Here is a 14,752-nt window from a genome sequence, read left to right on the forward strand (position 1 = left end):
ATGTTGCTAAAGCGTAGTTATGGTCGTCGATGGTCAGCACTCAGCTTGTGCCTGGCCTTCGCATTTGCTCCACTGTTCAACGTCCAGGCCGATGAGCCTGAAGTGGTTCCCGGGGATAGCGTCCCCGCGATGAGCGAAGGCTTACAGCCGCTGGTCCAGTCCAGTGCCGTCGAAATGATGACGGGTGTCCGGGCTTTCCCGGAGAACCATTCTCCGCAGGCGGGACGTACCGAGATTGAGTCACTGCTTCCGGCAGGATATTCGCCCGTCTATCTTAATGCGCTGGCGTCGCTGTATGCGGCGCGAGAAATGAAACCAATGTGGGAAAACCGCGAGGCGGTGAAGGCGTTCCAGCAGCAGCTGGCGGAAGTCGCCATGGCCGGTTTTCAGCCACAGTTTACTACCTGGGTGCAGTTATTGACCGATCCTGCTGTCACCGGGATGGCGCGGGATGTCGTGCTTTCCGATGCCATGATGGGCTACCTGCACTTTGTCAGCGGTATTCCGGTTAAGGGTAACCGCTGGCTCTATAGCAGTAAACCTTACGCACTGGCAACGCCGCCACTGTCGGTCATCAATCAGTGGCAAATGGCGCTGGATAACGGTTCCCTGCCGCAGTTTATCGCCACGCTTGCCCCGCAACATTCACAGTATGAGGCGATGCATCAGGCGTTGCTTGCGCTGACAGAAGATCGTCGCCCGTGGCCACAACTGACCGGTAAGGCCTCGCTGCGTCCAGGACAGTGGAGTAACGACATTCCGGCGCTGCGCGAGATCCTTGAGCGTAACGGTATGCTGGATGGTGGTCCTGATATTGCGCTTCCCGGCGATGCTGCCGTGAGTCCTTCAGCGGTTTCTACGGAAACTAACGCAACGGCGAAAAAACCGGCTCAGCCAGTGCGCGCGGCCTACGATAAAACGCTGGTGGAGGCGGTGAAGCGCTTCCAGGCGTGGCAGGGGTTGGGGGCTGACGGCATTATTGGCGGCGCGACGCGCGACTGGCTGAATGTGTCACCTGCGCAACGTGCGGGCGTATTAGCGCTTAATATTCAGCGTTTGCGCCTGCTGCCGGGCAAACTCTCTACGGGCATCATGGTGAATATTCCCGCCTACTCGCTGGTGTATTATCAGAATGGCGATCCGGTGCTGGATTCGCGTGTCATCGTCGGTCGTCCCGATCGCAAGACGCCGATGATGAGTAGCGCGTTAAATAACGTTGTGGTTAACCCGCCGTGGAACGTGCCGCCTACGCTTGCGCGTAAGGACATTCTGCCGAAGGTCTGGAACGATCCGGGGTATCTGGAGCGTCATGGTTATACGGTCAAGCGCGGCTGGAACAGCAACGAGACAATCGATCCGTGGAATGTAGACTGGGCGACCATTACGCCGTCTAACTTACCTTTCCGTTTCCAGCAGGCTCCGGGAGCGCACAACTCGCTTGGCCGTTATAAATTTAACATGCCGAGTTCAGACGCTATCTATCTGCATGATACCCCCAACCATAGCCTGTTCCAGCGCGATGCGCGTGCGTTAAGCTCCGGTTGTGTTCGCGTTAATAAAGCGGCTGAACTGGCGAATATGTTATTAACGGATGCTGGCTGGAATGACACCCGCATTTCGGGCGCGTTAAAACAGGGCGATACCCGCTACGTTAATATTCCGCAAACTATTCCGGTCAATCTCTATTATTTAACGGCGTTTATTGGTGCTGATGGTAAAGCGCAGTATCGAACAGATATTTACAATTATGATCTCACGGCACGATCTGGCGCACAAATTATGGAAAAAGCGGAACAATTAATCAGGTAAATGAAGTAGTTCAGAAAAAGTAAGTGCCGAAAGGATCAGCAAAAAAACGGGCCTGCATCGCTGCACGGCCCGTTTTGGCTGGGTTTGGTAGCCTTGACGCCAGTGATAATGCCCGGTAAGGTGCTTTCGTGCGCCAGAAGTGCATAAATTATCAACACTAATACTTTTACTGTAGACCTGATTATCATGGACAAATTTGACGCTAATCGCCGCAAACTGCTGGCGTTAGGTGGCGTTGCGCTGGGCGCAGCCGCTATCTTACCGACGCCTGCATTTGCCACCCTCTCGACCCCACGGCCGCGTATTTTGACGTTAAACAACCTGCACACCGGTGAGTCAATTAAGGCGGAGTTTTTCGATGGCAGAGGCTATATTCAGGATGAATTAGCAAAACTTAACCATTTTTTCCGCGACTATCGCGCGAATAAAATAAAGTCCATCGATCCGAAGTTGTTCGATCAGCTTTACCGTTTACAGGGACTGTTGGGCACGCGCAAACCGGTGCAGCTTATCTCCGGCTACCGTTCGTTGAATACTAACGACGACCTGCGCAGGCACAGTAGCGGGGTGGCAAAAAACAGCTACCACACCAAAGGTCAGGCAATGGATTTCCATATCGAAGGCCTTTCATTAAGCAATGTTCGCAAAGCAGCGTTATCTATGCGCTCAGGTGGTGTAGGATATTACCCGAGCAGCAACTTTGTGCATATTGATACCGGGCCGGTGCGCCACTGGTAATCAAACGCTTAATGAAACAGGAGCAGCATGAACTATCGTATTATCCCGGTAACTGCCTTCTCGCAGAACTGTTCACTGATCTGGTGTGAGCAGACAAAACAGGCGGCGCTGGTCGATCCCGGCGGCGATGCCGAACGCATTAAACAGGAAGTGGCCGCGTCCGGCGTGACGCTAACGCAGATCTTGCTTACCCATGGACATCTCGATCACGTTGGAGCCGCTGCGGAGCTGGCAGCATTCTACAGCGTACCGATTGTGGGACCGGAAAAAGAGGATGAGTTCTGGCTTCAGGGTTTACCCGCGCAGAGCCGGATGTTTGGGCTGGAGGATTGTCAGCCGCTGACGCCGGATCGCTGGCTGAATGAGGGTGACAAGGTGAGCGTTGGTAACGTGAATCTTGAGGTGCTGCATTGTCCCGGACATACGCCAGGGCACATTGTGTTTTTCGATCCGCTTTCCCGTTTGCTGGTCTCGGGTGACGTGATTTTTAAAGGCGGAGTAGGGCGCAGTGATTTCCCGCGTGGCGATCATGGGCAACTTATCGATGCCATTAAGCGCAAATTGCTGCCGTTGGGTGATGACGTCACCTTTATCCCCGGCCACGGCCCGATATCGACGCTCGGCCATGAAAGGCTGCATAATCCTTTCCTGCAGGATGAAATGCCGGTCTGGTAACAACATATTGCTATAAAAAATGCCGCATCCCGATGCGGCATTTTTAATGTCTCTGCCTTATAACACCGCGACAATCGCTTCGCACAGCGGAGCCATATTATCCGGCGTCATCCCGGCAACGTTGACGCGTCCGGATGCCACCGCATACACACCAAACTCTTCACGCAGACGCAGCACCTGATCTTTGGTCAGACCGCTAAATGAAAACATGCCGTTCTGTCTGGTAATAAAGCTGAAGTCACGGTTGGCACCTTTTTCCTGAAGCGTATTCACAAACAGCAAACGCATACGCTGGATGCGCTGACGCATGTCGGTCAGCTCCTGCTCCCAGATGGCGCGCAGCGCATCGTTACTGAGGATTGTCGCAACTACCGCGGCACCGTGTGCTGGTGGATTAGAGTAGTTGGCGCGGATGGTCGATTTCATCTGGCTGAAGGCGCGATCGGCGGTTGCCGTATCGCCCGCCACCAGCGTACAGGCACCTACACGCTCGTTGTACAGGCCGAAATTTTTGGAGAATGAACTGGCGACAATCAGTTCCTGATGCAGTGCCGCAAACGCGCGCAGACCTTCGGCATCCTCTTCCAGCCCGCGGGCAAAGCCCTGATAGGCGAAATCAAACAACGGCAACCAGCCTTTTTCTACCGATAGCTGTGCCAGCTGCTGCCACTGTTCCAGCGTCGGGTCGATACCGGTCGGGTTATGGCAGCAACCGTGGAAAAGCACGACATCGCCCGCTTGTGCCTCGTTCAGACTTGCCAGCAGGCCGTCAAAATCGAGAGCATGGTTAGTCGCGTCATAGTAGTTGTATTCGCGAACTTCCAGACCCGCCGCGTTAAATACGCCTTTATGGTTTGGCCAGCTCGGATTGCTGACCCAGATACGTTTAACGTCGGTATTTTTGGCGATAAAATCAGCCGCCACACGCAGTGCCCCCGTACCGCCTGGAGTCTGAGCGGTGCGCGCACGTTTGTCGCTGACAATAGCGCTGCCTTTACCGAATAATAATTCCTGTGTGCAACGGCCAAATTCCGGGATACCGTCAATACCAAGGTAGTTTTTCGTATTTTCGTTTTCCAGCAGATATTGTTCTGCTTTCTTCACGCTGGTCAGTACCGGCGTCTTGCCGGTTTCATCTTTATAAACGCCAATACCGAGGTTGATTTTTCCCGGACGGTCATCGGCACGAAACAGATCGGCAAGGCCCAGAATAGGGTCGGCAGGGGCTGCGGTAATGTTCTCAAACATGGCGAAGTTCCATTGTGATTACAGAAGGGAGATCCGCTATCAGGTTAACGGTAGATGGCGCAAATGCCAACCGTTTGCGACAAAAAGCGCGGGTCTTTTTACAAGAGAAGATTTTTCGCTGACGGACATAAAAAAACAGGACCGAAGTCCTGTTTTTCAAGCATCTAACAGAATAGTTTCTGATTAGAACTGGTAAACGATACCCACTGCAACAGTGTCATCAGAACCAATGCCCAGCTCGTTGTCGCTGTCAATCTGGTTAATGATGTAGTCTACGTAGGTAGACATGTTTTTGTTGAAGTAGTAGGTTGCGCCCACTTCGAAGTAGTTCACTACGTCAACGTCGCCGATGCCTTCAACATCTTTCGCTTTAGATTTGGTGTAGCCCAGGGACGGACGCAGACCGAAATCGAACTGATACTGTGCAACCAGCAGCACGTCTTCAGTTTTGTTCGCGTAACCGCCAGGGATACGGCTTGCGTTACGGGTTTCGCTGTAGGTACCGGCCAGGTAGATGTTGTTCGCATCATACTTAACAGAAGTCGCCCACTGCTCAGCTTTCGCGCCGTCACCCAGTGCCAGAGCTTCCTGGTCATTGGTACGGTCAGCAGCACCGTAAGCACCGACCACGCCGAAGCCGTCAACTTCGTAGCTCAGAGAGCCAGCCCAGCCGTCACCGTTAGAACGGTTAACGGTGGAACGTTCGTTTTTGCCCAGGTACTGTGCAGCAAAGTTCAGGCCGTCAACCAGACCGAAGAAGTTGGAGTTACGGTAAGTAGCCAGACCACCGGTACGGCCAGCGAAGAACTGGTCGGAACCTGCGGTGTCGCCGCCGAACTCAGGCAGCATATCGGTGTAACCCAGCGCATCGTATACCAGGCCGTAGTTACGACCGTAGTCGAAGGAACCCGCATCGCCGAATTTCAGACCCGCGAATGCCAGACGGGTTTTGTTGCCGTCCTGAGCGTCAGAACCTTCGGAGTTGTTGCCGTTGAACTGATATTCCCACTGGCCGTAACCGGTCAGTTGGTCATTAATCTGAGTTTCCCCTTTGAAACCAAGACGGGCATAGGTCTGGTCGCCGTTACCACCGTAGCTGTTATCGCCATTGTCTTTAGAGAAGTAGTGCAGACCTACTGCTTTACCGTAAATATCAACTTTGTTGCCATCTTTGTTATACACTTCAGCAGCGTTAGCCGCACCCGCTACCAGCAGGGCAGGGATAACCACTGCCAGGATATTGCGCTTCATCATTATTTATTACCCTCATTGGTTTTTTTTGAACACCTGCCACTGCCGCCAATAAATTCTGTCAATATAAATTTACGGAACCATTGATGAGAGTTTGGTGTCTTTCTGTGTCTGAGAGGCATCTTTCCATTCATAACAACGTTTCGCTAGCCTGAAAGTGCTACAAATGTCTAAAATGAGTAACAAAAAGAAATAATGTGTAAATAAGTATTAATTTTGAGGAACTTTGTGAGACACCTCTAAATTCCGAAGCGATCGCTTATTAAAACAGCGCCTTTTACTCTATATATATGAAATGCTTATATTTAATTTAGATAAAAGCCTTTCTTATCGCCGTACCAATCTAATCGCGTTTTTTCTTCTGATAATATTTAGCCATCTGGATAGCCGATATGAGCGGTCAAATTATGCTATGTGATGAGAAATAACTTAGGCGCAATAAGAATGTGGGATTATTTTTGTACATTTTTGTAACATCGAAATGGAGTGTTACAGTCCTGGCAGGAAAAGGGGTTGAATGCGGGATTTGCTGAAGTTTTTTGACAAAACAGCAGGGAGAGGAAAAAGCCAGCCGAAGCTGGCTTTTAAAGACATCAGAATGTGGCGTTGCGCGGAGTACGCGGGAACGGGATCACATCACGGACGTTTTGTACGCCAGTAACATACGCAATCAGGCGTTCAAAGCCAAGGCCGAAACCTGAGTGCGGTACGGTGCCATAGCGACGCAGATCGCGATACCACCAGTAATCCTCTTTGTTGAGGCCCATTTCAGCCATGCGTGCGTCCAGCACATCCAGACGCTCTTCACGCTGTGAACCACCGATGATCTCACCGATACCCGGCGCGAGAACATCCATGGCAGCCACGGTTTTCCCGTCATCGTTAAGGCGCATATAGAAAGCCTTAATGTCTTTCGGATAGTTTTTGACAACGACTGGCGCTTTGAAGTGCTGCTCGGCGAGGTAACGCTCGTGCTCGGAGGAGAGGTCTACACCCCAGTAAACCGGATTCTCAAATTTCTGGCCGCAGTTTTCGAGGATGGTTACCGCGTCGGTATAATCTACCTGCGCGAAGTCAGCGGAAATAAAGCGCTCCAGACGTTCGATGGCGTCTTTATCCACGCGTTCTGCGAAGAATTTCAGGTCATCCATACGCTCGTCAAGCACCGCTTTAAAGACGTATTTTAGCATAGCTTCCGCCAGGCGGGCGTTGTCTTCGAGATCGGCAAAGGCGATTTCCGGCTCCAGCATCCAGAATTCTGCCAGATGGCGGCTGGTATTGGAGTTTTCGGCACGGAAGGTTGGCCCGAAGGTATACACTTTTGACAGCGCACAGGCATACGTTTCGGCATTAAGCTGCCCGGACACGGTCAGGAAGGCTTCTTTGCCGAAGAAATCCTGGTCGAAGTCAATTTTGCCCTGATCGTTGCGCGGCAGGTTTTCCAGATCCAGCGTGGAGACGCGGAACATTTCGCCGGCACCTTCGGTATCCGAGGCGGTGATAAGCGGCGTCGATACCCAGAAAAAGCCCTGTTCGTGGAAGAAACGGTGCAGCGCCTGTGCCAGGGTATGACGCACACGGGCGACCGCGCCAATCAGGTTGGTGCGCGGACGCATATGCGCCACTTCACGCAGGTACTCGATACTGTGGCGTTTAGCTGCCATCGGATAGGTATCCGGATCGTCCACCCAGCCGGCAACGTCTACTGAGGTCGCCTGAAGTTCAAAGGCCTGACCCTGTCCCGGAGAGGCGGTAACCACGCCGGTGACGATAACTGAACAACCCGTCGTCAGGTGCAGCACATCATCATTGTAATTGGGCAGAGAATTATTTATGACGGCCTGGACAGGATCAAAGCAGGAACCGTCATAAACGGCGAGGAAGGAGATGCCAGCTTTTGAATCTCGACGGGTACGTACCCATCCGCGCACGGTGACTTCACTGTCAACGGCAACGCGGCCCTGGAGTACGTCGGCTACAGGCACAACGCTCATAAATAGTCTCTCTGTTATCTGTTAATAGTCCAATGAACATATAAATATCCGCCCCTGGCGGGGGGATACCTATGTTACCTGTCATCCGCTATCAGACAAGCAGAATTCGCAGCGTGAAGGGAATAAATCGGAAAATAACAATGACAAAGGGAGCCGTTACGGCTCCCTTTTCAGACCTGACGTGATTCAGACTGATACTAGCTGGCTTTTTTCACTTTAGGCAGGTCGAATGCTTTACGCAGCGCACGCACAAACGCCTTGTCGTGGCAAATAGTTTTACCCGGACTATCGGACAGTTTGGCAACCGGCTTACCGTTACATTCTACCAGTTTAATGACAATATTTAGCGGTTTCACCTGGGGGATATCACAGGTCAGACGGGTGCCGATGCCAAAGCCCAGATTGACCCGATCGGCAAAATGCCGGTAAAGGTCAAAGGCTTTATTGAGATCGAGATTATCGGAGAACACCAGCGTCTTACTTAACGGATCGATACCCAGCTTCTGATAATGCGCAATGGCCTTTTCACCCCATTCAACCGGATCGCCGGAATCGTGGCGCAGCCCCTGATAGCGGGTGGCAAACTCAGGGCCAAAGTCGCGCAGGAAGGCATCCATGGTAATACAGTCGGTGAGTGCAATACCCAGTTGATCCGGATATTCCATTAACCAGGCCGCAAGTGCGGCGCGCTGGCTGGTGGCAAGGTCCGGGCTGATTTGCTGATGTGCCTGGAACCATTCATGCGCCTGAGTCCCCATCGGGGTGAGCGACAGACGCCGGGCGAGATCGTAATTGCTGGTGCCGACGAACCACGGTTCCTGCTGTAAACGGTGGACGATGGCCTGCTGCACGTCGCGGGAAAAGCGGCGGCGGGTGCCGAAATCCATCAGCCGGAACGCAGACATGTCGGTCTCTGCGGTCAGCGTGGCAAACGTCGCAAGCTTTTGCTCCAGCGCGTCCAGCGCCAGTTGCGTGGTCGCCTCGGGTGAGCGGTAGCGATGAACCAGTTCACTCACCACCGCCAGCAAGGGAACTTCCCACATAATCACTTCCCGCCACGGCCCGGTAAGACGAATGCTCAACTTGCCATCTTCATTACTGACCGTCACCTGCGACGGGTCGTAACGGAAATCGCGAAGCCAGTCGAGGTAGTCTTTCTTAAAGAAGGGCAGGCCGGACAGCCACTGATATTCGTCATCCTGCAGGCGGAGGGATTGCATCGCCTCGACCTGTTCACGAATAGCATCGGCATAAATACCCAGCAGATCGTCTCCACGACAGCGGAACTCAGCCGCGACCTGTACGTCGTAGTAGTGGTGGAAAACCGCCTGCTGCATGTGCAGCTTGTAGGCGTCGGTATCAAGCAGCGAATACAGTATAGGAGAAGCGAATTGTCTCATGGTGCGCTGTAGCGTCCTCTTACAGGAGCGTTTCCATCTCAAACCGGGTAGATAAAAGACGCAGGAGTATACCCTGATTATCTGTTTATTAAACCCCAATCACAACACAAGCTGCCCAATGGATCGAGAACATTTCGTGCCACATGTTATGTAAATGTAGAAAACAAGCCTTTAATCTTCAGAAAATAAAGGTTTTTACCGGGCTGTTAACCTTTAGCGGGATGGTTTCACTAATAAATGTTCCCGCTCTTTTTGTTTAGTATAGCGAACCATTTGCCGGAGGAGTGGGTAAGAACAGCTTATTCTGTCCGCCAGGCCAGTAGTATCATTTTCCCGGCTTAATCAGCCTGCGCACCAATTTCTTAAATGAAAAGTAACAAAAAACGAACAATAACTTAACCTGCGTGGCGACGATCTGGATTTACGCTGGCAAACTGACATAGAGTATGAAGAGATCCTGACTATCAAAAGGTTAAATGATGTGCGATACCAGGTTAGCTCAGCTCTACGCTGCCACCAGCGCGCGAACGATAAAGGAATGGCAAACCCAGGCTACCGCCGGCGAGAGGCTTCGCGAGGAATATTACCCGGCTGAGACGTTGGCCTTAGCCACTGGCATCAAACCCGCGTTATCCCTGACGCAATGCGCATTGCTGAGGGCGCTTTACACCGTGGTTAAAGACGATCCGCTGGCGGATGTATTGCCTGAAGCGGGCTTTCATTTCACGTTACTACCGTTGACGCTCGCGCGCTTTGAGCAACATCAGCCGCTTCCCGGCAGAGTGCAGGAGCTCCATGATTTGTGGCATGACTACCGCGGCACGGAGATAACCATCAGTCAGCTACGACTGGTTGCGCTTCCGGGGCAACTGCTGTTGGCGGGTATCGCCAATCGGGCTGCTGTTTCTTTACGTCAGCGTTTTTGTCAGCAGGTGCTGGAGTCTTCATGGCGTCAAGAGCTGCTGGCGCGGCACCAGAATAGCCCACTGCCGCCGCTTTTCTGGCATAGCACGCTGTTGCGTTATCGGGCGCAACGACTGCCGGAAACAGTGCGGTCATTTTTCCTCCTTCGCCAGACGCAGCGTTACGGCGAGGTGACCGGCAGCGCTCAACTTGTCAAAACAAACTATAACTGGACCCACTGCTTTCCCATTGATACATGAGCGTAAGAAATGGTGCAATTTGCGCCCTCAACGGCGAAAGATGTTTATTCTGCATAGCGCGATCCAGGCAACAGGAATAGACTGGAATCGATACCTAACTGAAGATGCTAAAGGTTTTTTATGACACAACAGCCACAAGCCAAATACCGCCACGACTATCGTGCGCCTGACTACCTGATTAGTGATATTGACTTGACCTTTGACCTGGATGCCACAAAAACCGTGGTAACGGCGGTAAGCCAGGTCTCTCGCCAGGGGGCGTCTGAGGTTCCACTGAAACTGGACGGCGAAGATTTGACGCTGGTGTCCCTGCATGTCAATGACCAGCCGTGGACTGAGTATCAGCAGGAAGAGCGTCATCTGGTCATTTCCGGGCTGCCGGAGCGTTTTACGCTGCGTATTGTTAATGAAATCAGCCCGTCTGCGAATACCGCCCTTGAAGGACTTTATCAGTCGGGTGAGGCACTGTGTACTCAGTGCGAAGCTGAGGGCTTCCGTCACATTACCTGGTATCTTGATCGTCCGGACGTGCTGGCGCGGTTTACGACTAAATTAATTGCTGACAAGACCAAATATCCGTTTCTGCTCTCCAATGGCAATCGTATCGACCAGGGCGAGCTGGAAAATGGCCGCCACTGGGTGCAGTGGCAGGATCCATTCCCGAAACCGTGCTATCTGTTTGCGCTGGTGGCCGGTGATTTCGACGTGCTGCGCGATACCTTTACTACCCGTTCAGGCCGTGAGGTCGCGCTGGAGCTGTTTGTCGATCGTGGCAATCTCGACCGTGCGCCGTGGGCGATGACCTCGCTGAAAAATTCGATGAAATGGGATGAAACCCGTTTCGCTCTCGAATACGACCTCGATATCTATATGATCGTGGCGGTGGATTTCTTTAACATGGGTGCCATGGAGAACAAAGGGCTGAACGTCTTTAACTCCAAATATGTGCTGGCCCGTACCGATACCGCGACGGACAAAGATTATCTTGATATTGAGCGCGTGATTGGCCACGAATATTTCCATAACTGGACCGGCAACCGCGTGACCTGCCGTGACTGGTTCCAGCTCAGCCTGAAAGAGGGGCTGACCGTATTCCGCGATCAGGAGTTCAGTTCCGATCTCGGTTCGCGCGCCGTCAACCGCATTAATAACGTGCGCACCATGCGTGGCCTGCAATTCGCTGAAGACGCCAGCCCGATGGCGCACCCGATCCGCCCGGATCAGGTTATCGAAATGAACAACTTCTATACCCTGACGGTTTATGAGAAAGGGGCCGAAGTTATCCGCATGCTGCATACGCTGCTGGGTGAAGAAAACTTCCAGAAAGGCATGCAGCTCTATTTTGAACGCCATGACGGTAGTGCAGCAACCTGCGATGACTTTGTACAGGCGATGGAAGACGCGTCGAACATCGATCTCTCCCATTTCCGCCGCTGGTACAGTCAGTCTGGTACGCCTGTCGTAACCGTTCGCGATGATTACGACGCTGAGAACAGTCAGTACACCCTGACAATTAGTCAATATACGCCGCCGACCGCCGGGCAGCCGGAGAAAGCACCGCTGCATATCCCGTTTGATATCGAACTGTATGACAGCGAAGGGCAGGTTATTGCGCTGCAAAAAGGCGGGCATCCGGTGCATCATGTGCTGAATGTGACCGAAGCTGAACAGAGCTTTATCTTTGATAATATTACTACGCCGCCGATCCCCTCACTGCTGCGTGAATTCTCCGCGCCGGTGAAACTCGAGTATAAATGGAGCGATCAGCAGCTTACTTTCCTGATGCGTCACGCGCGTAACGATTTCTCCCGCTGGGATGCGGCGCAAAGCCTGCTGGCTATCTGGATCAAACTGAACGTGGCTCGCTATCAGCAGGGTCAACCGCTCTCCTTACCAATCCACGTCGCTGACGCCTTCCGCGGTATCCTGCTGGATGAGCATATCGATCCGGCGCTGGCCGCGGAGATCCTGACCCTGCCGTCGGCAACGGAAATCGCTGAGCTGTTCGAGATCATCGATCCCATCGCGATTGTCGCGGTACGTGAGGCGCTGACCCGCACGCTGGCTGTCGAGCTGGCGGATGAATTCCTCGCGGTCTACAACGCCAACAAACTCGATACTTATCGTGTGGATCACGCCGATATTGGCAAGCGCACGTTGCGCAATGCCTGCCTGCGCTATCTGGCGTTTGGTGACGAGGCGCTGGCGGTGAAACTGGTCAGCCAACAATATCATCATGCCGATAACATGACCGATGTGCTGGCGGCGCTTTCTGCTGCCGTGGCGGCTCAGCTACCGTGTCGTGATGCGCTGATGCAGGAATACGATGATAAATGGCATCAGGATGGTCTGGTGATGGACAAATGGTTTGTACTGCAATCGACCAGCCCGGCTGAAAACGTGCTTGAGACGGTGCGTGGTCTGCTGAATCACCGGTCGTTCACCCTCAGCAATCCGAACCGCATCCGCTCGCTGATCGGCGCATTCGCCAGCAGCAACCCGGCGGCGTTCCATGCGGAAGATGGCAGCGGCTATGCGTTTATGGTTGAAATGCTGACCGAGCTGAACAGCCGTAACCCGCAGGTGGCTTCGCGGCTGATCGAACCGCTAATCCGTCTGAAACGCTATGACGAAAAACGTCAGACATTGATGCGTTCCGCGCTGGAGCAGTTGAAAAACCTGCCGGATCTATCCGGTGATTTGTACGAGAAAATTGTTAAAGCGCTGGCCTGATCGCGCTTCGTTATCCATCCAGCCGGGCAAACATGACGTTGCCCGGTTTTTTTACGCCCTGAAAACCGTGTCACCCATAAATTAATTCCTTCATTCACGTAACGAGAAAACGATCACAAAATCGCCAGTGAAGATCTGTCACATTCAATTGGTCCTAATTAAGGACTAATTGGCGAGAACATCCGCATACCTTTACCAGCAGGGGAAAAGCCCCTTAATGGAGTTCGGGATGAATGCTCTTGATTACAGTGTAATGGCGCTTTACGCGCTAATGATTGTGGTAATAACGCTGTGGGCGATGCGGCGGGTTGACAGCACGCGAGACTTTTTTGCCGCCGGTGGCAAAATGCCGTGGTGGCTATCAGGCGTATCCCACCATATGTCAGGCTACAGTGCGGCAGTATTTGTCGCCTATGCTGCGGTGGCCTATAACGCCGGAATTACGATCTATTTCTGGTGGGCGCTGCCTATCGCGATAGCCGTGCTTATCGGCGCATGGATTTTCGCCCCGCGCTGGGCACGCCTGCGTATTCATATGAATATCGAATCGCCGATGGAGTATCTCGCCACGCGTTATAACCTGCCCACGCAGCAGGTTCTGGCCTGGAGCGGCGTGCTGCTCAAGACCTTTGATGTGGGCGCGAAGTGGGCGGCTATCGCCATTATTATCAATGTCTTTACCGGGCTTGATCCCATCATTGGCATGTGTATTTCCGGTGCGTTGAGTATGTTCTATACCGTGATGGGCGGTTTATGGGCGGATGCCTGTAACGATTTTGGCCAGTTTATCGTCCAGTTTATCGCGGCTATCGTGATGGTGGTGGCCGTGGCGATGCACCTCGGCGGGTTTGGCGAGCTGTTAAGCATTTTTGACCGATTGCCAGCGCACCATACGCAAATTATTCAGGAACCCTATACGCTCGGATTTATTCTTGCTTATCTGGTCATCTATACATTGAGCTATAACGGAGGAACATGGAATCTGGCACAGCGCTTTATTGCCTCTCCCGGTGGGCGCGACGCGCGTAAGGCCGCGCTGTTATCATCCGCGCTGTATCTTATCTGGCCACTGGTACTGTTTTTGCCGATGTGGGCGGCCCCGCTTATTTATCCCGATATTAGCGATCCTTCGCGCTCTTACTCAGTCATGGCAATGGATTTACTGCCTAACGGGCTGATTGGGCTGGTGCTTATCGCCATGTTTACCCATACACTCTCCATGACCTCGTCGGATGCAAATGCGATTACGGCAGTGGTGACGCGTGACATTCTGCCTGTCATGTTGCCTAAAAAGTTTAAACGCGGTCAAACGTCACTTTTGGTTGCGCGCACAACGGCCTTTTTGTTCATCATCACCACGTTGATTATCGCTGTTAACGCTTCCCGCTTTGGTGGCGTGTTATCCCTGCTGGTAATCTGGTTTGGTGGGCTGGTAGGACCTATTTCCATTCCAATGTTGTTAGGCTTATTGCCATGGTGTAAACGCAGCGGTAGCGCCGCCGCCATCGTGAGCTGGGCGACAGGGATTAGCGCATTTTTCATCGTTAAGTTTGTCCTGACCGATGCCAGCACTGCCATGACAGTCGCCGCGCCCGTGCTTTCATCGCTGGTGGTGTATGTGGTCTTTGGCTGGCTACGACCGTCCGCCGTGCGACCCGAGGTAGAACAAATGCTGGCTGCACTCAATAAAGAAGCCGATCGGCTTTCGGTTAAAAGAACAGCTACATCACAGGAGGTGTAA

Annotated in this window: 10 protein-coding genes; 6 read left to right on the forward strand and 4 right to left on the reverse strand. The window is 52.8% G+C overall.

What is annotated here, in order from left to right; genetic code table 11:
* The 3 genes from ldtD (at position 1) to ACMGGS_RS15270 (ending at position 3,222) form a co-directional block, all read left to right on the forward strand.
* Positions 1-1,809, forward strand: a complete 1,809-nt coding sequence (ldtD, locus tag ACMGGS_RS15260; RefSeq protein ID WP_414163322.1) for a L,D-transpeptidase — start codon at positions 1-3, stop codon at positions 1,807-1,809.
* A 186-nt stretch (positions 1,810-1,995) separates the two neighbouring features.
* The gene (locus ACMGGS_RS15265) at positions 1,996-2,547 is read left to right on the forward strand and encodes a YcbK family protein (RefSeq protein WP_176920656.1); all 552 of its coding nucleotides are present in this window, start codon (positions 1,996-1,998) and stop codon (positions 2,545-2,547) included.
* A gap of 27 nt (positions 2,548-2,574) precedes the next feature.
* Complete coding sequence (locus tag ACMGGS_RS15270) at positions 2,575-3,222, forward strand: MBL fold metallo-hydrolase (RefSeq protein WP_414163323.1); 648 nt, start codon at positions 2,575-2,577, stop codon at positions 3,220-3,222.
* Between the two features lie 57 nt (positions 3,223-3,279).
* Here ACMGGS_RS15270 and ACMGGS_RS15275 read toward each other — a convergent pair whose 3' ends face one another.
* The 4 genes from ACMGGS_RS15275 to pncB all read right to left on the reverse strand — a co-directional run bounded on the left by ACMGGS_RS15275 (position 3,280) and on the right by pncB (position 9,115).
* Positions 3,280-4,470, reverse strand: coding sequence for an amino acid aminotransferase (locus ACMGGS_RS15275; RefSeq protein WP_414163324.1), 1,191 nt, complete (start codon positions 4,468-4,470; stop codon positions 3,280-3,282).
* A 183-nt stretch (positions 4,471-4,653) separates the two neighbouring features.
* Positions 4,654-5,724, reverse strand: a complete 1,071-nt coding sequence (gene ompF, locus ACMGGS_RS15280) for a porin OmpF (RefSeq protein WP_414163325.1) — start codon at positions 5,722-5,724, stop codon at positions 4,654-4,656.
* 590 nt (positions 5,725-6,314) lie between these two features.
* A complete protein-coding gene (gene asnS, locus ACMGGS_RS15285) occupies positions 6,315-7,715 on the reverse strand; it encodes an asparagine--tRNA ligase (RefSeq protein ID WP_414163326.1) in 1,401 nt (466 codons plus the stop codon).
* 197 nt (positions 7,716-7,912) lie between these two features.
* Positions 7,913-9,115 carry a nicotinate phosphoribosyltransferase gene (pncB, locus tag ACMGGS_RS15290; protein WP_414163327.1) on the reverse strand — a complete coding sequence of 401 codons (1,203 nt, stop codon included), beginning with the start codon at positions 9,113-9,115 and terminating at the stop codon, positions 7,913-7,915.
* 476 nt (positions 9,116-9,591) lie between these two features.
* On the opposite strand from pncB, the gene ACMGGS_RS15295 reads away from it, so the two are divergent.
* From ACMGGS_RS15295 to ACMGGS_RS15305, 3 genes are all read left to right on the forward strand, one after another.
* Entirely contained in the window at positions 9,592-10,278 is a 687-nt protein-coding gene (locus tag ACMGGS_RS15295) for a hypothetical protein (protein WP_414163328.1), read from the forward strand.
* Between the two features lie 120 nt (positions 10,279-10,398).
* The gene (gene pepN / locus ACMGGS_RS15300; RefSeq protein ID WP_414163329.1) at positions 10,399-13,011 is read left to right on the forward strand and encodes an aminopeptidase N; all 2,613 of its coding nucleotides are present in this window, start codon (positions 10,399-10,401) and stop codon (positions 13,009-13,011) included.
* A gap of 229 nt (positions 13,012-13,240) precedes the next feature.
* Positions 13,241-14,752 carry a sodium:solute symporter family protein gene (locus ACMGGS_RS15305; protein ID WP_414163330.1) on the forward strand — a complete coding sequence of 504 codons (1,512 nt, stop codon included), beginning with the start codon at positions 13,241-13,243 and terminating at the stop codon, positions 14,750-14,752.

Origin of the sequence: Superficieibacter sp. BNK-5 (genome assembly GCF_047456055.1) — a bacterium.
Classification (GTDB): Bacteria; Pseudomonadota; Gammaproteobacteria; order Enterobacterales; family Enterobacteriaceae; genus Superficieibacter.

Bases quoted from the DNA above. Each gene is read 5' to 3' on its own strand.
- ldtD (WP_414163322.1), top strand. From the start codon at position 1: ATGTTGCTAAAGCGTAGTTATGGTCGTCGATGGTCAGCACTCAGCTTG.
- ACMGGS_RS15265 (WP_176920656.1), top strand. From the start codon at position 1,996: ATGGACAAATTTGACGCTAATCGCCGCAAACTGCTGGCGTTAGGTGGC.
- ACMGGS_RS15270 (WP_414163323.1), top strand. From the start codon at position 2,575: ATGAACTATCGTATTATCCCGGTAACTGCCTTCTCGCAGAACTGTTCA.
- ACMGGS_RS15275 (WP_414163324.1), bottom strand. From the start codon at position 4,470: ATGTTTGAGAACATTACCGCAGCCCCTGCCGACCCTATTCTGGGCCTT.
- ompF (WP_414163325.1), bottom strand. From the start codon at position 5,724: ATGATGAAGCGCAATATCCTGGCAGTGGTTATCCCTGCCCTGCTGGTA.
- asnS (WP_414163326.1), bottom strand. From the start codon at position 7,715: ATGAGCGTTGTGCCTGTAGCCGACGTACTCCAGGGCCGCGTTGCCGTT.
- pncB (WP_414163327.1), bottom strand. From the start codon at position 9,115: ATGAGACAATTCGCTTCTCCTATACTGTATTCGCTGCTTGATACCGAC.
- ACMGGS_RS15295 (WP_414163328.1), top strand. From the start codon at position 9,592: ATGATGTGCGATACCAGGTTAGCTCAGCTCTACGCTGCCACCAGCGCG.
- pepN (WP_414163329.1), top strand. From the start codon at position 10,399: ATGACACAACAGCCACAAGCCAAATACCGCCACGACTATCGTGCGCCT.
- ACMGGS_RS15305 (WP_414163330.1), top strand. From the start codon at position 13,241: ATGAATGCTCTTGATTACAGTGTAATGGCGCTTTACGCGCTAATGATT.